Genomic DNA, 20,251 nt, shown 5'->3' on the forward strand with positions numbered 1-20,251 from the left:
GATCCATTACCGCGACAAATACGGACGAAACATCCAGCCCAGGCGCCCACCCGGCGTCTAGTGCGCGCTCGACTCCGCCCACAGGTTGATGCCCGCCTCGACCGCGTCCCGGTCGATGGCGTCCAGCTCCTCCTGGGTGAAGGCGAGGTTGTCCACGCTGGCCAGGCTGTTCTCCAGTTGCGCGACGCTGCTGGCGCCGATCAGCACCGAGGTGACCCGCTCGTCACGCAGCGCCCACGCCAGCGCCATCTGGGCCAGCGACTGGCCGCGCGAGCGCGCGATCTCGTTGAGGGCACGCACATGCGCGAGCGTCTCGGGGGTCAGGAAGTCGGGCGACAGCGACTTGCCCTGGCTGGCCCGCGAGCCCTCCGGAATTCCGTCCAGGTACCGGTCGGTCAGCATCCCCTGGGCCAGCGGCGAGAACGCGATGCAGCCCACGCCGAGCCGTTCCAGCGTGTCCAGCAGCCTGCCCTCGATCCACCGGTTCAGCATCGAGTACGAGGGCTGGTGGATCAGCATCGGCGTCCCCATCTCGCGCAGGATCGCCACCGCCTCGGCGGTGCGCTCCGGCGAGTACGACGAGATGCCCGCGTACAGCGCCTTGCCGGACCGGACGGCCTGGTCGAGCGCCCCCATCGTCTCCTCAAGCGGCGTCTCGGGGTCGAACCGGTGGCTGTAGAAGATGTCGACGTAGTCCAGGCCCATCCTGGCCAGCGACTGGTCGAGGCTGGCGAGCAGGTACTTGCGCGAGCCCCAGTCCCCGTACGGCCCCGGCCACATGTCGTACCCGGCCTTGGTCGAGATGATCAGCTCGTCCCGGTAGGGCCTGAGGTCCTCGCGGAGGATCCGGCCGAAGTTGAGCTCCGCGCTCCCGTACGGGGGCCCGTAGTTGTTGGCCAGGTCGAAGTGGGTGACGCCCAGATCGAACGCCCGCCTGAGCACGGCCCGCTGTACCTCGATCGGGCGGTCGTCCCCGAAGTTGTGCCACAGCCCCAGCGACACGGCCGGCAGCTTCACACCGCTGCGCCCGCAGCGGCGGTACGGGAGGCGGTCATAACGATCATCAGCGGCGAGATAGGTCATGATCCGAGTCTGGCAGGTGATCGGAGGGCATGCCCAACCATGCAGATCACGTTCGGCCACGGCGTGATCACCAAGCGCAGGAAACACAGTCTTTTCCGGGGGGAAACAGGATCTTCACCGATGCGGCGGACCTTGATCCACAACTGGATCGAGGAGGGACCTATGGCGCCGACGCCGCCGACCGACGAGGAGATCGACACCTTCATCCGCACCAGGCTCAGGATGATCGGGGTGGACCTCTCGGTACTGCCCGACGACGACCCGTCCGCGCCCGCCGACCAGCGGCGGGCCATCGCCGCCTGCCGGAGCGCGCTCGCCGATGTCGCGCCGGTCACCGCGTACACACTGGACGCGCAGCGGTACGCGCCGATCCTGTACCCGGCACCGCACTCGGAGTGGACGGGGTTCGGCGATGACGCGTGAGACCACGCCGGTGACCACGGCGACCGAGGAGAACCCGGTCGCGCTCGCGGACGAGGGTCCCGCGCGGCGCAGGTTCCTCGCGTACATGGGGTCGCTCACCGCCGCCGCGGCGGCCGGGACGGCGGTGGTCGCGGCGTCCACGGGTCCCGCGCACGCCGACCCGAACCCGAAGCCCCTGACCGGGCCGCTGCCGGGCGCGGAGGATGCCAAGCTCGGCAGCGACCTCACCGAGCTGACCGTCGCGGAGGCGGCGACGCTGATACGGGCGCGCAAGCTCAGCCCCGTCGACCTGGTGGACGCCTACCTCGCGCGCATCGAGAAGCACGAGCCGACCTATCAGGCGTTCAACACGGTGCTGGCCGACGCCGCCCGCAAGCGCGCGCGTGAGCTGGCGAAGGAGCCCGCGCACAACGCGCTGCACGGCATCCCGCTCGGGATCAAGGACAACTACTACACCCAGGGCGTGAAGACGACCGCCAACTCGTTGCTCTTCAAGGACTTCGTCCCGGACTACGACGCGACGTGTGTGGCGCGGCTGAAGGCGAACGGCGGCATCGTGCTCGGCAAGACGCAGATGGGCCCGCTGGCGACCACCCGCGCGACCGACCCGTTCGGCGTCGTGACGTCCGTGAACGCGTGGACGCCCGACGATCCGCGGACCAACCCGGGCGGCTCGTCCACCGGTTCGGCCACCGCCGTCGCGGGACGGCTGGTCACGTCCTCGATCGGCACCCAGACCGGCGGGTCGATCACCAACCCCTCCAACGCGCAGAACCTGACCGGGCTCAAGCCGACGCTGGGCCGGTGCAGCGTGTACGGGGTGATCCCGCTGACCTACACCCGCGACCACACCGGGCCGCTGGCCAGGGACGCGGTCGACGCCGCGATCATGCTTCAGGCGCTGGCGGGCGCGGACCCGCACGATCCCCGCACCGGCGGCGTGCCGCGCCCGCCGGACTACCTCCGCGCCACCCGCGTCGAGCGGCGCGGCGGGCGCGTCAAGCCGCCGTTCGCGCTGCGGCTGGGCGTGCTGCCCGGCTACACCAGCGGGACGTCCGCGACCGCCAGGGCACGGGCCGCGATGCTGGACGAGATGGCGAACGCCGGGGTCCGGATCAAGGAGGTGAGCCTGCCGGACGAGTGGGACTTCCTCACCGGCTCGTCCATCACCACCGCCAGCGCCGCCGAGCGCTGCGAGACGTTCATGGAGTTCCTGCGCCGGGACGTGCGGGGCTTCGGGGTGTCCCTGAACAGTTGGCTGCGCTCGCTGTTCGTGCCGGGCCACGACTACGTCACCTGGCTGCGGCTGCGCATGCTGCTGCTCGAAAAGATCCTCTTCGAGCTGTTCCGGGACGTGAACCTGGTGGTCCAGACCTCGGTCACCCCGTTCGACCTGGTCGGCTGCCCGCTGATCGGCTTCCCGATCGGGTTCTCGCAGAACGCCGACGGGCTGGACGTGCCCATCGGCGCCCTGGTCGGCGGGCTCCCGTACGGCGAGGAGCGGCTGCTCGGCCTGGCCGCCACGTACCAGGCGACCACGGACTGGCACAAGCGGCGCCCGCCCGAGCCGTCCGCCGCGAGCGCCCGCATCGCCGCGGCGCGGCGTCCACGGGTCACCGCGGAGGAGGTCGTGGCCGCCGGCCTGCTGTGACGGCGGAGCCGGTCAGGGCCGTCCCCGGCACATGGGGGGACGGGACGGCCCCGACCGGCGGGCCGGCCGCTATTGCGCGGCCAGCGCCTCGGTGGGGGCGAGGCGGGACGCGCGGATCGCCGGATACAGGCCCGCCAGCGCGCCGATGACGAGCGTTGCCACGATCCCGCCCAGCACCGCCCACGCCGGCACCACGGTCGGCCAGCCCTGGGACCGCGCGTACACGAAGGTGACCAGCGTCCCGATGAACGCGCCGCCCGCGCCCCCGAGTGCGGACAGCAGCAGGGACTCGGCCAGGAACTGGGTGCGGATCTGCCCCCTGGTGGCGCCCAGCGAGCGGCGCAGCCCGATCTCCGCGCGCCGTTCCAGCACGGAGATCACCATCGTGTTGGCCACCCCGACCCCGCCGACCAGCAGCGCCACCGCGCCCAGGCCGAGCAGCAACTGGGTGAACGCCTCACCGGCGGCCTGCTGGGCCTCCAGCGCCTCCGACGGGCGCGACACCTCGACCTCGTTGGGCGCCTCCGGGTTGGCGGTCGCGCCCAGCACCTCGCTGACCGCCTCGACGCTCGCCTCCTCCGAGCGCGTGTAGATCGTGGTCGGGTGCCCGTCGAAGGACAGCTCCGCCTCCGCCACCGGCCAGCCCACCAGCGCCGCGCTGTCGAGTTCGGGCGCCAGCGGGGCCGGCTCCAGGATGCCGATCACGGTGAACCAGCGCCCGCCGATGAAGACCTGGGTGTCGGGGCCCGCCCGGCCGATCCCCAGCCGCTCGGCCGCCTTGCTGCCCAGCACCGTCGTGGGGAACCTGCCGGTCGCCTCGTTCAACCAGGAACCGCTGGCCAGCCGTGCCCCCGTCGCGTCCCGCAGGGTGGTGCGGGCGGCGTACGCGGAGATCCCGCCGGTGTCGGTCTCGGGCACCTTGTCGCTCCGGTACACCTTGGCGCCGTCCACCAGCCCGATCGCCGAGGCCGTCCGGACGGGCCCGATCCTGGCCACCATCGCCTCGGACTGGTCGGGTAGCTGCGCCTCCTCCCCCGTCATGGTGTTGCCGGGCTTCACCGTCAGCAGGTTGGTGCCGAGGGACGCCAGCGTCCTGTCCAGGTCGGCGCGCGACGACGAGGAGATGCCGACGACGGCCACCATCGCGGCGATCCCGATCGCGATGCCGAGCGCGGACAGGAACGCCCGCGTCGGACGGGTCCGCAGCCCCACCGCGCCCACCTTGAGCACGTCCCGCGGCCACATCCGCGCCGGCCGCGGCGGCACCGGTCCCTCAGTGACCGTCATGGCCCGCTCCCACCGGGACGAGGGCGCCGGTGTCGTCCACGATCAGGCCGTCCCTCATCCGGACCTGCCGGGGCAGCGATGCGGCGATCTCCCGGTCGTGGGTGATGACGACGACGGTGGTGCCGGCCGCGTTGAGGTCGCGCAGCAGCGCCATCACGCCCGCGCCCGACACCGAGTCCAGCGCGCCGGTGGGCTCGTCGGCGAGCAGCAGCCGCGGGTCGCCCGCCACCGCCCGCGCGATCGCGACGCGCTGCTTCTCCCCGCCGGACAGCTCGTGCGGCTCGTGGTCCAGCCGGTGCCCGAGGCCCACCCGTTCCAGCGCGGCCACGGCGCGGCGGCGCCGCTCGGCGGCCCGCATCCCCGTGTAGAGGAGGCCGTCGGCCACGTTGTCCAGCGCCGGGGTCCCCGCGGCAAGGTGGAACTGCTGGAAGACGAACCCGATCAGGCTCGCCCGCAGCGCCGACAGCCTCCCGTCCGGGAGCTTCCCCACGTCGTGCCCGGCGATCCGCACCGTGCCGGACGTGGGACGGTCGAGGGTGCCCAGCACGTTGAGCATCGTGGACTTGCCCGAGCCGGACGGGCCCACGATCGCGACCAGTTCCCCGGCCTCGATGTCCAGCGACACCCCGCCCAGGGCGGTGACGCCGCCCTGGTACACCTTCGTCACGTCCCGCAGGGCGATCACTTCGGCACCCCCACGACGGTGCCTTCGGTGATGCCGTCGCCGGAGATCTCGACCCGTCCGCCGGCGAACAGCCCGGTCTCCACCGGGACGTAGGACGAACGCCCGCCGGAGACGACCTCGACGCCGAAGCCGCCCTCGCGCAGCGCGAGCAGCGCGGTGACCGGGACGGTCAGCACGTTCTCCCGCGTCTCGGCGGTGAACGCGACGTCCACCGAGGCCAGCTCCAGATCCTTGGCCGCCTTCTCGGCCTCCTTCCCGGTCAGCCAGATCACCACCTCGATCTTGGTGGTGGGCTCGTCGTCCGGGCCCTCGCCCTGCTCGATCACCGTGGACACCTCGTCGATCCGGGCGGTGACGGTCCGCTCGCCGGGCAGCGTGACCTCGACCCGGGCGCCCTTCTCCGCGAGCCGCCGGTCGGAGGTCTCCAGCTCCACCGTGACCGCCTTGGCGGTGCCGGTGTAGGTGAGCACCTTCGAGCCGGGCTGCACGGGATCGCCCTCGGCGGCGTCGACGCCGTCCACCCGGATCGCGCCGGGCGCGAACACCACGCGGCCGAGCTCGACCGACCCGGTCTGCGGGAGCCCGCGGTCGTCCTGCCACTCCCTCACGGCCGCGGCGGTGTCGGAGGTGTACTCGTCGTCGACGGTGAACCCGTCGTAGCCGAGCGCGCTGAGGTTCTTCTCCAACTGCTTCACGTCCGCGCCCTCGGTGCCCACCCGCATCGGGCGGTACGCGGGCTTGGCCCCGTACATCAGCACCACCGGGTCGTCGTCCACGTAGTACAGCGGCTTGCCGCGCGAGATGGTGGAACCGCTCTCGGGCAGGGCGGTGAGGGTGCCCCGCAGCCTGCTGGAGGCGGTGGTCGCCGGGCCGTAGCCCAGCTCGCCGTCGGCCTCCTCGGTGTCCTTGAGCGTCTGCTTGGTCACCTGAGCGGTGTTCGGCGGCAGCCCGGTCGCGGCGGCGCCGCCGTCCGAGCCGCCACCGCCCAGGCCCAGCGTCGCGACCACGGCGACGCCGCCCGCCGCGACGACCGCGGCGGCGGCGAGCACCCCCCTGCGGCGGGAACGCCGCCTGCGCCGCCTGCGCGGCTCCTCGGGCGGCGGCCCCGGTTCGGACCGCTCCGCGTTCTCCACGACGGCCTCGCTGGTCACTTGCCGTCTCCTCCGGGGGCGCCGCCGCGCGGGCCGCCACCGGGACCGCCCGGACCCCCGCCGAGGATGTCCTGGCAGGTCTTCTGCGCGGTCTCCAGGTCCGGGTCCTCGGCGACATCGCCCCGAATCCTGATCAACCCGGGCTGGTTGGGGTCGGGGTCGGGGAACTTCTCCACGCCGTTCTTCCGCATGCATTCGGCGTGCCGCTGGGCGCGTTCGCTCATCGCCTGGGCCCGCTGGGGGTCCTGGTCGGCCTGCGGGCTGTACTCGCGGCACGCCTGCGTCGCCTTGTCCATCGTCTCCTTGGAGACGCCCTGGCCCGGCTTGACCTGCACCTTGATCTTGCCGTCGACCGGGTCCTCCATCGGGACGCCGTTCTTACGCATGCACTCGGCGAACTTCAGGCCCCTGTCCTGGGGGCTCAGGCTCGCGGCGGCCTTGGCCTTCGAGCCCGCCTTCCCGCCTCCGGCCGACGCGATCCCGCCGCCGTCCTCGTCGCCGCCGCAGCCTGCCAGCGATAGGGCCAGCACCAGCGGCAGCGCCGCCAGCGCACCCCGTGCCATCGGTTTCATCGTGGTCTTCCCCTCGTACGGGTGTTCCGACGGGAAGGGATGCAACCCGGCGGCCCGTTTCCCCCGCGTTTCCTTGGCCGGGCGGCCATTTCTTATGGGGAGGAAACATGCGAACGGCGATCCTCGACACCGGCGCACATGGGGAAAGGAACCGAACGCATGCGAGTGCTTGTAGTGGAGGACGAGCCGTTGCTCGCCGACGCGATCGCCGAGTGGCTGCGGGACGAGGCGCACGCGGTGGACATCGCTTACGACGGCGCCACCGCCAGGGAACGGGTCGCTGTGAACGACTACGACGTGGTCGTGCTGGACCGCAACCTGCCGGTCGTCCCCGGCGACGAGGTGTGCCGCGAGATCGCCGCGGACGCGCCGACCACCCGGGTGCTGATGCTGACCGCCGCCGCGGAGATCACCGACCGGGTGGACGGCCTCGCGCTCGGCGCCGACGACTACCTCACCAAGCCGTTCGCGTTCCCCGAGCTGGCCGCCCGCGTCCTGGCGCTGGGCCGCCGCTCCCGCCCGGCCGCGCCGCCGGTGCTGCGCCGCGCCGGCATCACCCTGGACCCGGCGCGCCGTGAGGTGTTCCGGGACGGCCGGTACGTCCCGCTGCCCAAGCAGCAGTTCGCCGTCCTGCGCGAGCTGCTGCTGGCCGAAGGCGCCGTTGTCTCGGCCGAGCAGTTGCTGGAGAAGGCGTGGGACGAGCACGCCGACCCGTTCACGGGGGCCGTCCGGCTCACCATCCTCAAGCTGCGCCGCAAGCTCGGCGACCCGCCGATCGTCGAGACCGTCACGGGAGTGGGGTACCGCATCCCATGACACGGCGTTCCATGACACGGTCCATCAGGCCGTCGGCCCTGCTGCCGCACCGGATGCCGCTGCGCGCCCGGCTGACCCTGACCTACGCCGTGCTGTTCATGCTGGCCGGAGTGGTGCTGCTCGGGCTCACCTACCTCCTGTTCAACCAGCAGATCCGGACGACCACCACCAACAAGGTCATCGCCCGCATCGGAGGGCCGCCGACCGGCACCCCGTCCCCGGGACAGGTCACGCCGAGACAGGCCACGCCTCCGCCGCTGCCGTCGAAGAACGAGCTGTTCGCGATGACCAAGGACGGCGAGGTGCTCTCCGGGCCCAAGGCCGAGGAGTGGATGCGCGAGCAGCGGCAGGAGCTGCGCGACGCCGCGACCACCTCGCTGATCACGCAGGGCGCCATCGCGCTGCTGGTGGTCGGCGGCGTGGCGACCGGGCTCGGCTGGCTGATCGCCGGGCAGATGCTGGCGCCGCTGCACCGGGTCACCGAGACCGCGCGGCGGATCGCCGAGGCGCCCGCCGCCGACAAGGGCCTGCACGAGCGGATCGCGCTGCGCGGCCCGGACGACGAGGTCAAGGAGCTGGCCGACACCTTCGACACGATGCTGGAACGGCTCGACCGGTCCTTCGACGGCCAGCGCCGCTTCGTCGCCAACGCCTCGCACGAGCTGCGCACCCCGCTGACGGTGAGCCGCGCGCTGGTCGAGATGGCCATGCACCGTCCCTCGGCGTCCCCGGACGTCAAGCGGCTGGGCGAGAACCTGCTGGAGATCAACCTCCGGCACGAACGGCTGATCACGGGCCTGCTGCTGCTGGCCGGCTCGGAACGCGAGATCACCGATCCGGCGCCGGTCGACCTCGCCGACGTGGTGGGGCATGTCGCGGCGCACACGTCCCTGGAGGCGTCCCGCGCCGGGATCACCGTGCACGAGGAGGCGGGCGAGGCGGTCACCTCCGGCGACGCGATGCTGCTCGAACGGCTCGTGCAGAACCTGGTGGAGAACGGCATCCGGCACAACACCGGTGAGGGCGGCTGGGTGCGGGTGACCAGCCGGACCCGGGAGCGCGGCGACCTGGTCGAGCTGGTGGTCACCAACTCCGGCCCCCAGGTGGCGCCGTACGAGGTCCCGGCTCTGTTCGAGCCGTTCCGCCGCCTCGGCCCCGACCGGGTCGTCACCGCGAAGGGCGCGGGGCTCGGCCTGTCGATCGTCCGCTCGGTCGCCCGCGCCCACGGCGGCGAGGTCACCGCCCGTCCCCGCAAGGAGGGCGGCCTGGAGGTCAGGGTGACCCTCCCGGCCTGCCCCGACGAGTACGCCACCGAGACCCTCGACCAGCAACGCCTCACAGTCTGACCACGCGCCCCCAGGTCGGCGGTCCGGGGACGCGGAGAGTCCGTCACCCAGGCCACAGAGCAGTCGGCCCGGAGAAAAGGGAAGTCGAGCCAGACATTCTGCCCGTGCGGGGTGATGGTGACTCCGTACCGGCTGCGGTCGGGTTCGCCCCATGCCGTCCAGAGCCGGTAGGCGCTGTTAACCGCCGGCCAGTGCCCCGTCTGGGTTAGTCGAAGGTGAAGTTCGGGGGGAGGGACTTGGCGTGGAAAAGCCTGGTGGGGACGGCGTCGGCCAGGGCCTTGTAGCCGGTCTGGTTCAGGTGCAGGTGGTCGCCGGTGTCGTAGGCGGGCAGCAGCCGGCGTGGGTCGGCGGGGTCGCGGGCCACGCGGTCGAAGTCGATGACGGCGTCGAAGCGGCCGCTGGTGCGGATCCAGGCGTTGACGGCCTGGCGGGCGGCCTCGCGATGGCCGTCGGGGTCGTCGTATCCCTCGTTGCCGCCGAACGGGGTGATCGTGGCCCCGTACACCCGGATGCCCTGCGCGTGCGCGCGGACGATGATCTGGTCGTAGGCGGCGATCAGGTCGTCGGTCACCCGCTTCTGCGCGGCGGGCGTGGCCTCGGCGGTGCCGATGTCGTTGACGCCCTCGAAGACGACGAGCCAGCGGACGCCGGTCGTGGCGAGCGCGTCCCGGTCCAGGCGGGCCAGCACGTTCGGGCCGAGCCCGTCGTTGAGGACGCGGTTGCCGCCCGCCGCCTGGTTCAGGACGGAGACGCCGGACGTGGACGGGTGGGACTGGAGCCTGTCCAGCAGCCGGTCCGGCCAGCGGTCGTTCCCGTTGGTGGTGGAGCCGCGCCCGTCGGTGAGCGAGTCGCCCAGCATGACGGCCGCGGCGGTGGTGGTCCTCGTCCAGGTCTCGACGCCGCTGAGGAAGTACCAGTGGTCGGTGGGCGTCGCGCCGGGCAGGTCGGTGTCCGCGACGTGGTCGCCGGCCAGCAGGTAGGAGGTCGTCCGCGAGCCGGGGTGGGACGTGATGTCGGTGGACGCCTGGCCGTCCGCCAGGTAGATCGTCACCGTGAGGACGGAGCGGGGGGCCACCGGGAAGCCGATCGGGTCCGACACCATCTGCGCGCCGACCGGGATGCTCACCGAGGGCCGTCCGTGGAACGTCACCGGGCGGGACGTGCCGGGCTCGATGGCGCTGACGCCCGCCCTGCCCCCGGCGGGCAGCGCCACCGCGACCTTGGTGATGGGCAGCGCGGCGCCGCCGAACGCGTTGGAGAACCGCAGCCGCAGGTGCGGGCCGCCGGCCGCGACCCGGATCGTCTGCCGCAGCGTGGCGTCGTCCAGGACGCCGTCCTCCTCGGTGAACGGCGGCGGCGGCATGTTGTGAGGCTCGGTCAGCTGGGGCATGGACACCCAGCTACCGATCCAGTGGCCGACACTTTTCGGCCCGGTCCGACCGCCGGGCGCCCCGAGACTTTCGGCGCCGGTGGCGCTGATCGTGGACGATGTCGCGACGAGCGCGCCCAGGAGAAGAAGGACAGCGGTCAGCACGGGTTGGAAGCGTCTCACCACGGGCTCCCTCATCGAAAAGTTTCGGCTGACTTTCGGAAATATCAGGGGGAACGTACGCCGTGTTGATCAGGCCGTCAAGGCCGGGCCTCAGGGCAGGATCCGCCGGACGGCGCGGACCTTGCGCTTCGGTGCGGGCTCGTTCAGCCGGAGGCCGACGGCGGCGAAGAGCGCGTCGGCCCCGGCCCGTCCCGTCTCCTCGGCGGTCGGCGCGGAGCCGCTCTCGCCGTCCGGGTCGTAGCGCAGATCGGCGATGTCGCCGAGGATCTCCGCTCCCATCCCGCTCAGGGCGGACAGGTCCTCCCGGTTCCATTCCGCGACCGTGGGACGCCACTCGGGCGGGATCACGATCTTGCCGCCGCGCTCCTCCCGGGTCTGGAACCGCTCGGTCACCGCGTCCCGCAGCCTGTCGGCGTCCCGTTGCTTCCAGCGGTTCTCGTTCAGCAGGCGGTTCAGCGACGCCAGCACCAGCGTCTCCGGCGCGGTCAGACCGGCGTGCGCGCGATGCCACTCCTGCGTGGGCTCCGCCTGCGCGAGCTGCGGCAGCCCGAGCGCCTCCACGAAGCGATGCCACAGCACCTCCGGGGGCCTGCCCGGGGTGGTCACCGCGCGCACCCGGTTCACCCCGGCCGCGGACCAGCGCCGCACCAGCCCGCTTAGGACGAACGCGCGCCACAGATGCGAGTCGGGGTCGCTCTCGATGTAGTCCGGTCCCCGCTCGCGCCATTCGGCGAGGCTTTCCAGGTAGCGCTCGAAGCCGGTGTACTTGCCGTTCCGCACGTGCTGCTGCCACAACGACGGCAGGGAACGCCCCAGGCTCCGCGCCGTGACCAGCACCTCGACGTCATCGCAGCCGAGCGCGTCCAAGAGCCGGCCGATCGCGGGCGCCCGGATCACCGACAGCGCCTCCGCCGACAGCAGCACCGTCCCCGGCCATGTCGCCACCTGGTCCGCCAGGGCCTGCCACGCGGCCGCCTTGTTCGCCGCGCGCCGCTTCGACACCCAAGGGAACTCCGTTCCGAGCAGGCCGTAGCTCGACCACTCGTGGTTCGGCACGGTGCGCTTGCCCTTGCCCCAGTCCAGGGACACGGGGTAGCAGAACCCCGCCTCGGCCAGCACGTCCCGGTTGTCGTACAGCATGTGCTGCAGGAAGGTCGTACCCGACTTCTGCAGCCCGATATGCAAAATGATCTTTGATGCCACGGCACACTCCCTCGCGCCGTCCATCATGGAATGGGGAACGGGCGCAGGCGGCCCTGCCAGGGCAAACATTGAGCAAGGAGACGGGCACTCTTCCGGCGGCGTCCCGCCGGCCGGGCCGGTCAGGGGGTCAGCGCGTCCATCGTGATCTCGGCGATGGACTCCAGCACGGCCGGGCCGGCCCCGCCCTGCCCGGAGACCCGCATGCCCGCGACCGCCGCGTTGACGAAGCGGCTCAGTTCCCCGGCGTCCCGCTTGGAGGTGATGCTCCCGTCCCGTTGCCCCGCCTCCACCGCGCTCCGCAGGGCGTCGAGGCGGCGCGCGGTGTCCCGCTCCAGCATCGCCGCGACCGCCGCGTCACGTCCGGCAAGCCCGACGATGCTGTTCACGGCCAGGCAGCCCGGACTGCGCCCACCGGCCGCCCGGCAGTCCGCGTCCTCCTCGACGATCATCCGGAGCACCGCGCGCACCCGCTCCGCGCCCGTCCGTCCGGCATCGCGCAGGACGGCCACCTGCGCACCGGTCATGGCGTCGAGATACCGGCCGAGCGAGCGCTCGAACAGGTCGTGCTTGCTCCTGAACGTGTTGTAGATGCTGCTGCGCCCCAGCCCCGTGGCGGCGCACAGATCCTCCGTGGACGTGGCCTCGTACCCCTTCTCCCAGAACGTGAGCATCGCCGCGTCCAGGGCCCGCCCCTCGTCGAAACCCCTAGGCCGCCCCATGCGCGCCACCGTAACGTTCTGAACCGACCGGTTCAATACGCTTGCGGCCAGGTGCCACGGCCGTGCGGGCGAGGAGGCGGCCGTGCTGGAACCTCTCGTTCTCACCGGGCTCCCGGCGCAGCCGGCCGATCTCCATGAACCCGGCCTCGGCCGCCAGGCCCGCGACATGGTCGAGGGAGAGCCGGTAGGCGACGGCGACCTTGTGGTCGAACGGCTCGGCCGCATGGGACGAGTCGTCGCCGGTCGCGAAGAACCCGACGAGCAGATGGCCTCCCGGCGCCAGCACCCGGGCGAACTCCGCGAAGATCACCGGCAGCTCCTCCGGAGGCGTGTGGATGATGGAGTACCAGGCCAGGACGCCGCCCAGCGTCCCGTCCGCGAGGTCGAGCGCGAGCATCGAACCCTCGTCGAACCGCAGGTCCGGGTACTCCCGGCGGGCCAGCTCGACCATCGCCGGCGACGCGTCCACCCCGAAGGCGGTCAGGCCGAGGGACGCCAGGCGCGCCGTGACGCCCCCAGGGCCGCACCCGAGGTCGGCCACGGGCCCGCCGCCCGCCTCGCGCACGGAATCGGCGAACGCGGCGACCATGGCGCGATCCAGCGGATGGACGTCGACCGAGTCACGGAACAGCTCGGCGTAGAGGGGGGCGACGGCGTCGTACGCCGCCCGGGTGGTGTCCAGGGAGGAAGGCTCGATCACGATCGACGACCCTAGCCCCTGGCCAAGTGGAGACCTCCGGGCAACCGGGATCATGTCCGGCCCGTCCCAATGAGAACGGGGAGGTCGGGTATGCGGTGGAAAGCCTGGTCCGGGTATCGCGGCGGCAACGCCATCGGTTGTCTGGTGGCGTGCGGTCCGGCCTTCGTGGTGGCCACGTCGGTCTTCGAGGAACTCGGCCTCGCGCTGGATGGGTGGCCGTTCGCCGCGGTCTCGCTTCTCATCCTGGCCGCGGGGATCCTGCTGGCCGTGAACTGCCTGCGTCTGGGCGTCGACCTGCACCGAGGCCAGGTCGTCGTGCACGGCTTCATCAAGACGACCCGGATTCCGGCGGCGGCCGTGGTCGAGGTGGACGTCTACCGGTCCAGGATCGCCTGGCGGAAGCCCGACGGGAGACGCAGGTCCACCCGTGTCCTGGCGTTCGACACGCCGCTGCGGCACACCGAGAGGCAGCGCCGGCACAACGAGCGGACGATGGAGGAGATCCAGGCCCGCCTGCTCGGGTCCCGGGGGTACTGATCGCCGGAGCCCGCCGCTCGAACCCGGAGGGCCTCCGGTTCGTATCTCCTCTCGGTGCCCTTGCCTTGGAGGTACGGAGTGGCCGGTTCCATCGATCTGTTGCGGCAGAACGCGCACAGTCCGTCGTTCTTCGCGCTCAACCGTGCCGACAGCGGGCACGGGGCCGACCTCGTCGACTTCTGCATCCCCTGCAACCCGTACTTCCCGACGCCGGAGATGTTCGGGCGGTTGCGCGACAACCTGGAGACGATCCTCAAGTACTACCCCAGCGACGCCGACACGATCACCGCCGAGCTGTGCTCGACGCTGGGGCTGAACCCGCAGACGGTGGCGATGGGCAACGGCTCCACGGAGCTGATCACCTGGATCGACCACCTGCTGGTGCGGGAGAGCCTGTGCACGCCGATCCCCACGTTCGGGCGGTGGACGGACCAGCCGATGGAGACCGGCAAGCGGGTCGACATGTTTCCGCTGCCCGAGAGCCGGGACTTCGCGCTCGACCTGGAGTCGTTCATCCGGTTCCTGCGGGAACGGCGGTCGCGGGTTGCGGTGATCTGCAACCCGAACAACCCGGACGGCGGTTACGTCCCGCGCCAGGACGTGCTGCGGATGCTGGACGCGCTGGTCGACCTCGACCTCGTGGTCGTGGACGAGTCGTTCATCGACTTCGTGGACGCCGAGCCGGTGACCAGCGTCGCGGCCGAGGCGGCGATCCGTCCCAACGTGATCGTGCTGAAGAGCCTGGGCAAGAACTTCGGCCTGCACGGCATCCGGTTCGGCTACCTCGTCGCCAACCCGGCCCTGGCGGGACGGATCAGGCGTGCCCTGCCGAAGTGGAACCTCAACTCGTTCGCCGAGATCGTCGTGTTCCTGCTGAAGGAGCACCGCGCCGAGTACCGGACCAGCCTGGCCCGCCTCGCGATGGACCGCAGGTCGATGGCGCGGCAGCTCGCCGCCATGCCCGGGCTGAAGGTGTTCGCGTCCCAGGGCAACTTCATCCTGGTCCGGCTCCCGGACGAGGTGGACGGGGTGCGGCTGCGCGACTTCCTGATCAGCGAGCACGGCGTGTTCGTCCGCGAGTGCGGCAACAAGCTGGGCAGCACCAGCCGGTTCCTGCGGCTGGTGGTGCGCCCGCCGCAGGACGTCCACCGCCTGCTGAACGGGCTGAGCGCGTACCTGTACGGGACGGAGAAGGCGCACCTCATCAGCACCATGCCCCCGCCGGATCTGCACGGCGAGGACCAGCAGCCGTACTACTACCAGGGGCAACACGCCCAGCACTCCGCCCAGCCCCAAACCCAGGCCCCGGTCGAAACCCTCTACCACTCCCGCGCCGGATAACCGCGGCTTCCCCGAGAATTCCCGAGCTCTTACGTGTCACTTTGCGTATGCTATTGATCACGGAGAGCGAGCTTCGACGTGTTCCCGATGCGCCGCTCGTCCGTGAGCGCAGCTCAGAACCGACCGAGATGGGGGATCTCACATGTCGCTGGCTCGCAACGCCCTCAGGCCGCTCACCGCCCTGCCACTGGTGTTCGCGCTGGTCCTCGCCGCGTCCGGCGCCGCCGGCACGGGCGTCGCGGCGGCGGACGGCCCGGACACGCCGAGGGGGGTGAAGGCCAGGATCGAGGCCCTGCCATGGCCGGTGCTCGAGAGAGGCGTCACGCACTGGAGGGTCTGGTCGGTCAAGAGGATCCTCGGCGTCCCCACCAGCAGCCAGGGGGACGTCTACAACGACGCCCTGCACAGGGCGATCACCAAGTACCAGGAGGGCAAGGACCTGGCCGAGCGGAACCGGATCGGCACGGAGACCTGGGAGAACCTTCGCTACACCGTCGGTGTGGTGCGTCCGGGCGCCACCGGAGGCAAGGTCTTCGCCGTGCAGCGCGCCCTGCGGCACAACGGTCACCCGGGGCTGGCCGTGGACGGCATCTACGGGACCAGGACCGAGCAGGCCGTCCGGCAGTTCCAGAGGAGGGTCGGCATCCACGTCGACGGCGTCACCGGCAGGTTCACCTTCCGGGCGCTGATCTGCATGGGCACCTGACAGCGGAACGAGGGACATGTCCGTCTTCTCGGGGCCCGGCGCGGGAAAGGCGCCGGGTCCCGATCATGCATAGATCACGAGCAGATCACGAGCAATACGGTCCGGTGACCACTTCGCGCGGGATGACCAGGCTTATCGCGATACTAGCGGCGCGCCGTTCAACGCGGGCGCAGGACCTTTCCATGGAGTCCTCATCATCGACTAAAGACCGGCGAGCACCTGAATAGTCCGGCGCGTGCGGCGGGTAGGCGTTTTCACGGCTACCTACAGGTGGCCGACACACGCGATCACGGACATCGGAGGGTGTTTCATGGACATTCCAGCGCGGCGGCCGGGCGCCTGCCCGTCGAAGTCTTCAGGCCGGGAGCCGCAGACCCGCCATAAACGCACACGGCGGATGGCGCCGCAGGCCGCCACCTGTCTGCTCGCGGCGACGATCTTAGTCACGGTTCCGGCGGGTCACGCGCAGGCCGCGCCGCCCGAACCGGCCGACCCGTCCACCCCGTCCTCGCACGCACGGCCGCGGATCAAGCCGCCGGTGCGCTGGCCAGCGCGACCGCGGATCGACGCCGCGACCCGGGTCAAGGTCAAGGCGTACAAGAAATACCGCCGCAAGGTGGCCCGGCAGAAAAAGCGCGCGGCGATCGCCACCTCGTACGCGCGCCGGCAGATCGGCAAGCCCTACCAGTGGGGTGCCGAGGGGCCGAATTCCTACGACTGCTCGGGCCTGGTGATGCGGTCCTGGCAAAAGGCGGGTGTCCACCTTCCACGGGTCTCCTACGCGCAATACCGGGCCGTTCCCCGAAAGGTGAGCATACGCAAATTGCGCCCGGGGGATCTGGTGTTCTTCAACGGCCGCGGCCATGTCGGGATGGCCCTGTCCAGGAACCGGTTCATCCATGCGCCCAGCAGGGGGAAGACCATTCGCATCGACCGGTTCAACGACTATCGCAGGCGGACGTTCGCCGGTGCCGTGCGGCCCGGCGCGCCCCAGCCGAGGAAGTTCCCGTCGTCCATCGCCGAGCTCGCCCACGACCTCGACCAGTACGGCCTCCTCTCCAGGAAGCGGGGAAAGGCGGAGCACGGCAAGCCCACCGGCAAGCGCGGAAAGGCGGCGCCCGCCAAGCGGACGGACGCCAAGCCGACGGACGCCAAGCGGAAGAGGGTGCTCTCGCCCACCCCGCCGCCCGCGCCGGAGCCGAGGCCGAAGACCTCCGGTGGTCACAAGCCGAAGATCTCCGGACAGGCGCCGGACGCCGACCACACCCCGTCCCGGCCGGACGAGGTTCCCGACGAGGCACTGCCGGAGACCACCTTCGACAGGGAAGACGCGGAAGGAACATCGGGGGACGACTGACAGTTACGACTGATCCGACCGCGCACGTGCAACGGCGGCCGTCCGGGCGAACCACGCTCAGGATGGCCGCCGCTCTATACCCGCTTGCCCGCCCATGCCCGCCTGAGCCCGCCCATGCCCGCCTATGCCCGGCGGGCGCCGCGAGTGACCGCGCCATCACACTCCCTGCCCCACTAGTCCACTTCCATCACTGTTGCCCTGTTTGTACTTTCATGTTCGGATAGCGGGGACCGGCAACGACCTCGACCCCCGGCAGCGGAGGTTCGGATGCGCGCATCCTTGCGCAGGGAGACGCTGGAAGGTTTCGTCCTCGGGGACGTGCTCCGCTCGCAGGCGCGGGCCCACCGGACGGAGCCGTTCCTGAGATTCCGGGACGGCGACGTCAGCTACGGAGAGGTGGACACGACGGCCGACCGGATGGCGCGGGGACTGGCGGCGCTCGGCGTCGGCCGCGGCCACCACGTCGGCGTGATGCTCCCCAACTGCGCCGACATCGTCCACCTGGTGTTCGCGCTGGCCCGGCTCGGCGCGGTGGCGGTGCCCATCAACATCGACTACCGGAGCGAACTGCTGCGGCACGTGCTGGCCACCTCGGACACGCGCTGGCTGATCGTGGACGCGCCGTACGCCGACCGGATCCCCGCGATCGCGGACCGGCTGCCCGGCCTGGGCCTGGTCATCGTCCGGGACGGGGCGGCGTCCGGGGTGCCGATGGGCGCGCTCGGCAAGCCCGCAGTCGAGATGTCGACGCTGCTGGCGCGGGAGAACGGCGACGGCGAGGTGAACGCCGGGGTCCGGTTCTCCGACCTCCAGGCGATCATGTACACGTCCGGGACCACGGGCCCGTCCAAGGGCGCGATGGTGCCGCACGCGCTGGCGCTGACCTGCGCGTACGACTCGCTGAACTATCTCGACCGATGGGGCAAGACGATCTACTGCCCGCTGCCGCTGTTCCATGCCGCGGCGCTGTGGGACGGGATGCTGTCGGCGCTGCTGGGCGGCGGCTCCATCGCGATCGTGGAACGTTTCAGCGCGTCCCGGTTCTGGGACGACGTGCGCCGCTTCGACGCGCGGGTCACGATGAGCGTGTTCTCGATGATCCCGATCCTGCTGAACCAGCCGCCGTCCCCGCGGGACCGCGACCATCCCATGGAGACCTTCTACATGGGCAAGTCCAGCCTCGACGAGCCGCTGCGCGAGCGGTTCGGCGTGCGGTCGGTGGAGACCTACACCAGCACCGAGGCGGGCATCGCCACCGGCAGTCCGTACGGCGAGTGGCGCACGGGCTCGTGCGGCACCGCGCACGAGGAGCGCTTCCACGTGGCGGTCGTGGACGAACACGACCGCGAGCTGGGACCCGGGGAACCCGGTGAGCTGGTGCTCCGCCCGAAACAGCCGTTCGTGCTCACCACCGGCTACTACGGCGCGTGGGAGGCGACGGCGCACTGTTTCCGGAACATGTGGTTTCACACCGGAGATCGGGTATGGCGGGATGACGATGGTTACTACTACTTCCTCGACCGGATGAAGGACGCGATCCGGCGGCGCGGCGAGAACATCTCCGCGTTCGACCTGGAGTCCGAGATCAACCTGCATCCGGCGGTGCTGGAGTGCGCCGCGATCGGCGTCCCCTCGGAGCTGGAGGACGAGGACATCAAGGTGAGCGTCGTGGTGCGGCCCGGCGCCGGCCCCCTGGACCCGGCCGAGCTGATCGCCTACTGCGAGGAGCGGCTGCCGCGCTCGATGGTGCCCCGCTACGTGGAGCTCGTCGACGCCCTGCCCCGCACCCCCACCGACAAGGTCGCCAAGTACAAGCTGCGCGAAGAGGGCGAGAACGGCCTGACCGCGACGACCTGGGACCGCGAGGCGGCCCAGAAGGACCCCGCATGAACTGGGACGACACCCCCGAGCAGGCGGCCTTCCGCGAGGAGGTGCGGGCGTTCGTGCGCGAACGGTTCCCCGCCTCGTACCGTCCCGACCTCGACGGGGAGCAGAGCCTGGAACCGGAGGACGTGCGCGGCTACAACTGGGCCGAGGACCGTGTCAGCGACGACCCGGACCGCCGCGAGGGCGCCCGCGCGTGGGCGGCGGCGCTGGCCGAGCGCGGCTGGATCGCGCCGCACTGGCCGCGGGAGTACGGCGGCGCCGGGCTGTCGGCGATGGAGGAGTTCATCCTCCAGGAAGAGCTGATGCGGGCCCGCGTCCCGACGGTCAACGGCATCGGCGCGTTCCTGCTCGGCCCGACCCTGCTCGTCCACGGGACGGACGAGCAGAAGACCGCGCACCTGCCCGGCATCGCGCGCGGCGAGGTGACGTGGGCGCAGGGCTTCTCCGAGCCGGGCGCGGGCTCCGACCTCGCCTCCCTGCGCACCCGCGCCGTCCGCGACGGCGACGTGTACGTGGTGGACGGCCAGAAGGTGTGGACGTCACTCGGCCAGTACGCGGACTGGCTGTTCGTCCTCGTCCGCACCGATCCGGACGCCGAGCCCAGGCACCGGGGCATCACCTTCCTGCTCGTCGAGGCATCGGCGCCCGGCGTGACGATCCGTCCCATCACCGACCTGCGCGGCGCCACCCCGTACTGCGAGATCTTCTTCGAGGGCGTGCGGGTGCCGGTGGCGAACCGGGTCGGCGAGGAGAACCGCGGCTGGTACGTGGCGATGACCGCGCTCGGGTTCGAGCGGGCGGGGATCGGCGCCACCATCAAGTACGAGCAGGCGCTGCACGACCTCGTCCGGTACCTGCGTTCGGACGAGGGCCGCCGGTTCGCGCGGGCCGACGGGTCGTACCGGCGCGAGATCGCCCGAAGGCTCACCGAGATCCGGGTGCTGTACAACCTGGCCCGGTACACCGTCTCCAAGCAGGAGGCCGGGGAGGAACCGGGCTTCGAGGCGTCGGTCAACCAGCTCTTCAGCGCCGAGCTGCACCAGCGGCTCGCCCGCACCGGTGCGAAGGCGTTCGGGCGGTCGGGGTCGCTGTGGTCACGTGGCGACGGCTCACCCCTCAACGCCACGTTCACCCACATGCGACGCGACGCGATCGCCGCGACCTTCCTCGGCGGCGCGTCCGAGATCCAGCGCAACGTGATAGCCACCCGCGGCCTCGACCTGCCGCGCGGCTGA

19 protein-coding genes are annotated in these 20,251 nt (G+C 71.4%); 10 read left to right on the plus strand and 9 right to left on the minus strand.

The features are described 5' to 3' along the window. Positions 1-57: 57 nt before the first annotated feature. Positions 58-1,083: an L-glyceraldehyde 3-phosphate reductase gene (mgrA, locus tag QSK21_RS01925; protein ID WP_285693133.1), complete on the minus strand. Its 1,026-nt coding sequence runs from the start codon at positions 1,081-1,083 to the stop codon at positions 58-60. 120 nt (positions 1,084-1,203) lie between these two features. Between mgrA and QSK21_RS01930 the strand changes: the two genes are divergently transcribed. Beyond that, positions 1,204-1,506, plus strand: a complete 303-nt coding sequence (locus QSK21_RS01930) for a hypothetical protein (RefSeq protein WP_285693135.1) — start codon at positions 1,204-1,206, stop codon at positions 1,504-1,506. Further along, complete coding sequence (locus QSK21_RS01935) at positions 1,496-3,157, plus strand: amidase (RefSeq protein WP_285693137.1); 1,662 nt, start codon at positions 1,496-1,498, stop codon at positions 3,155-3,157. The genes QSK21_RS01930 and QSK21_RS01935 overlap by 11 nt, the downstream gene beginning before the upstream one ends. 69 nt (positions 3,158-3,226) lie before the next feature. Here QSK21_RS01935 and QSK21_RS01940 read toward each other — a convergent pair whose 3' ends face one another. The 4 genes from QSK21_RS01940 to QSK21_RS01955 are packed head-to-tail and all read right to left on the minus strand — an operon-like array spanning position 3,227 to position 6,843. After that, positions 3,227-4,444 carry an ABC transporter permease gene (locus tag QSK21_RS01940; protein ID WP_285693138.1) on the minus strand — a complete coding sequence of 406 codons (1,218 nt, stop codon included), beginning with the start codon at positions 4,442-4,444 and terminating at the stop codon, positions 3,227-3,229. Then, positions 4,431-5,129, minus strand: coding sequence for an ABC transporter ATP-binding protein (locus tag QSK21_RS01945; RefSeq protein WP_285693140.1), 699 nt, complete (start codon positions 5,127-5,129; stop codon positions 4,431-4,433). The genes QSK21_RS01940 and QSK21_RS01945 overlap by 14 nt, the downstream gene beginning before the upstream one ends. Next, on the minus strand, positions 5,126-6,280 hold the full coding sequence (locus QSK21_RS01950; protein ID WP_285693142.1) for a peptidoglycan-binding protein: 1,155 nt from the start codon (positions 6,278-6,280) through the stop codon (positions 5,126-5,128). Before QSK21_RS01950 ends, QSK21_RS01945 begins: the two co-directional genes overlap by 4 nt. Next, positions 6,277-6,843: a hypothetical protein gene (locus QSK21_RS01955; RefSeq protein WP_285693144.1), complete on the minus strand. Its 567-nt coding sequence runs from the start codon at positions 6,841-6,843 to the stop codon at positions 6,277-6,279. Before QSK21_RS01955 ends, QSK21_RS01950 begins: the two co-directional genes overlap by 4 nt. A gap of 168 nt (positions 6,844-7,011) precedes the next feature. Between QSK21_RS01955 and QSK21_RS01960 the strand changes: the two genes are divergently transcribed. Next, positions 7,012-7,668 (plus strand): response regulator transcription factor, encoded by a 657-nt coding sequence (locus QSK21_RS01960; RefSeq protein ID WP_285693145.1) that lies wholly within the window; start codon positions 7,012-7,014, stop codon positions 7,666-7,668. Positions 7,669-7,679: 11 nt separating this feature from the next. Beyond that, positions 7,680-9,014, plus strand: coding sequence for a sensor histidine kinase (locus QSK21_RS01965; RefSeq protein WP_285693147.1), 1,335 nt, complete (start codon positions 7,680-7,682; stop codon positions 9,012-9,014). A gap of 205 nt (positions 9,015-9,219) precedes the next feature. On the opposite strand, the gene QSK21_RS01970 is transcribed toward QSK21_RS01965, so the two are convergent. The 4 genes from QSK21_RS01970 to QSK21_RS01985 all read right to left on the minus strand — a co-directional run bounded on the left by QSK21_RS01970 (position 9,220) and on the right by QSK21_RS01985 (position 13,188). Then, positions 9,220-10,404 carry an SGNH/GDSL hydrolase family protein gene (locus QSK21_RS01970; RefSeq protein WP_285693148.1) on the minus strand — a complete coding sequence of 395 codons (1,185 nt, stop codon included), beginning with the start codon at positions 10,402-10,404 and terminating at the stop codon, positions 9,220-9,222. A 252-nt stretch (positions 10,405-10,656) separates the two neighbouring features. Then, positions 10,657-11,769 carry a hypothetical protein gene (locus tag QSK21_RS01975; RefSeq protein WP_285693150.1) on the minus strand — a complete coding sequence of 371 codons (1,113 nt, stop codon included), beginning with the start codon at positions 11,767-11,769 and terminating at the stop codon, positions 10,657-10,659. Between the two features lie 119 nt (positions 11,770-11,888). After that, positions 11,889-12,488, minus strand: coding sequence for a TetR/AcrR family transcriptional regulator (locus QSK21_RS01980; protein ID WP_285693152.1), 600 nt, complete (start codon positions 12,486-12,488; stop codon positions 11,889-11,891). Next, positions 12,475-13,188, minus strand: coding sequence for a class I SAM-dependent methyltransferase (locus QSK21_RS01985; protein ID WP_285693155.1), 714 nt, complete (start codon positions 13,186-13,188; stop codon positions 12,475-12,477). The genes QSK21_RS01980 and QSK21_RS01985 overlap by 14 nt, the downstream gene beginning before the upstream one ends. 90 nt (positions 13,189-13,278) lie before the next feature. Here QSK21_RS01985 and QSK21_RS01990 point away from each other — a divergent pair, with 90 nt between their 5' ends. The 6 genes from QSK21_RS01990 to QSK21_RS02015 all read left to right on the plus strand — a co-directional run bounded on the left by QSK21_RS01990 (position 13,279) and on the right by QSK21_RS02015 (position 20,251). After that, positions 13,279-13,725: a hypothetical protein gene (locus tag QSK21_RS01990; protein ID WP_285693156.1), complete on the plus strand. Its 447-nt coding sequence runs from the start codon at positions 13,279-13,281 to the stop codon at positions 13,723-13,725. Positions 13,726-13,803: 78 nt separating this feature from the next. Then, positions 13,804-15,066 carry a pyridoxal phosphate-dependent aminotransferase gene (locus QSK21_RS01995; RefSeq protein WP_285693158.1) on the plus strand — a complete coding sequence of 421 codons (1,263 nt, stop codon included), beginning with the start codon at positions 13,804-13,806 and terminating at the stop codon, positions 15,064-15,066. A gap of 142 nt (positions 15,067-15,208) precedes the next feature. Continuing rightward, on the plus strand, positions 15,209-15,772 hold the full coding sequence (locus tag QSK21_RS02000; protein WP_285693161.1) for a peptidoglycan-binding domain-containing protein: 564 nt from the start codon (positions 15,209-15,211) through the stop codon (positions 15,770-15,772). Between the two features lie 310 nt (positions 15,773-16,082). Continuing rightward, positions 16,083-17,129 (plus strand): C40 family peptidase, encoded by a 1,047-nt coding sequence (locus tag QSK21_RS02005; protein ID WP_285693163.1) that lies wholly within the window; start codon positions 16,083-16,085, stop codon positions 17,127-17,129. Between the two features lie 267 nt (positions 17,130-17,396). After that, positions 17,397-19,019, plus strand: coding sequence for an AMP-binding protein (locus QSK21_RS02010; RefSeq protein WP_285693165.1), 1,623 nt, complete (start codon positions 17,397-17,399; stop codon positions 19,017-19,019). Next, complete coding sequence (locus tag QSK21_RS02015) at positions 19,016-20,251, plus strand: acyl-CoA dehydrogenase family protein (protein WP_285693167.1); 1,236 nt, start codon at positions 19,016-19,018, stop codon at positions 20,249-20,251. The genes QSK21_RS02010 and QSK21_RS02015 overlap by 4 nt, the downstream gene beginning before the upstream one ends.

This window comes from Actinomadura sp. NBRC 104412 (genome assembly GCF_030269515.1).
Taxonomy (GTDB): Bacteria; Actinomycetota; Actinomycetes; order Streptosporangiales; family Streptosporangiaceae; genus Spirillospora.

Excerpts from the sequence above, each read along its gene's own strand:
- mgrA (WP_285693133.1), bottom strand. The coding sequence starts at position 1,083 with ATGACCTATCTCGCCGCTGATGATCGTTATGACCGCCTCCCGTACCGC.
- QSK21_RS01930 (WP_285693135.1), top strand. The coding sequence starts at position 1,204 with ATGCGGCGGACCTTGATCCACAACTGGATCGAGGAGGGACCTATGGCG.
- QSK21_RS01935 (WP_285693137.1), top strand. The coding sequence starts at position 1,496 with ATGACGCGTGAGACCACGCCGGTGACCACGGCGACCGAGGAGAACCCG.
- QSK21_RS01940 (WP_285693138.1), bottom strand. The coding sequence starts at position 4,444 with ATGACGGTCACTGAGGGACCGGTGCCGCCGCGGCCGGCGCGGATGTGG.
- QSK21_RS01955 (WP_285693144.1), bottom strand. The coding sequence starts at position 6,843 with ATGGCACGGGGTGCGCTGGCGGCGCTGCCGCTGGTGCTGGCCCTATCG.
- QSK21_RS01960 (WP_285693145.1), top strand. The coding sequence starts at position 7,012 with ATGCGAGTGCTTGTAGTGGAGGACGAGCCGTTGCTCGCCGACGCGATC.
- QSK21_RS01965 (WP_285693147.1), top strand. The coding sequence starts at position 7,680 with ATGACACGGTCCATCAGGCCGTCGGCCCTGCTGCCGCACCGGATGCCG.
- QSK21_RS01970 (WP_285693148.1), bottom strand. The coding sequence starts at position 10,404 with ATGCCCCAGCTGACCGAGCCTCACAACATGCCGCCGCCGCCGTTCACC.
- QSK21_RS01980 (WP_285693152.1), bottom strand. The coding sequence starts at position 12,488 with ATGGGGCGGCCTAGGGGTTTCGACGAGGGGCGGGCCCTGGACGCGGCG.
- QSK21_RS01990 (WP_285693156.1), top strand. The coding sequence starts at position 13,279 with ATGCGGTGGAAAGCCTGGTCCGGGTATCGCGGCGGCAACGCCATCGGT.
- QSK21_RS02000 (WP_285693161.1), top strand. The coding sequence starts at position 15,209 with ATGTCGCTGGCTCGCAACGCCCTCAGGCCGCTCACCGCCCTGCCACTG.
- QSK21_RS02005 (WP_285693163.1), top strand. The coding sequence starts at position 16,083 with ATGGACATTCCAGCGCGGCGGCCGGGCGCCTGCCCGTCGAAGTCTTCA.
- QSK21_RS02010 (WP_285693165.1), top strand. The coding sequence starts at position 17,397 with ATGCGCGCATCCTTGCGCAGGGAGACGCTGGAAGGTTTCGTCCTCGGG.
- QSK21_RS02015 (WP_285693167.1), top strand. The coding sequence starts at position 19,016 with ATGAACTGGGACGACACCCCCGAGCAGGCGGCCTTCCGCGAGGAGGTG.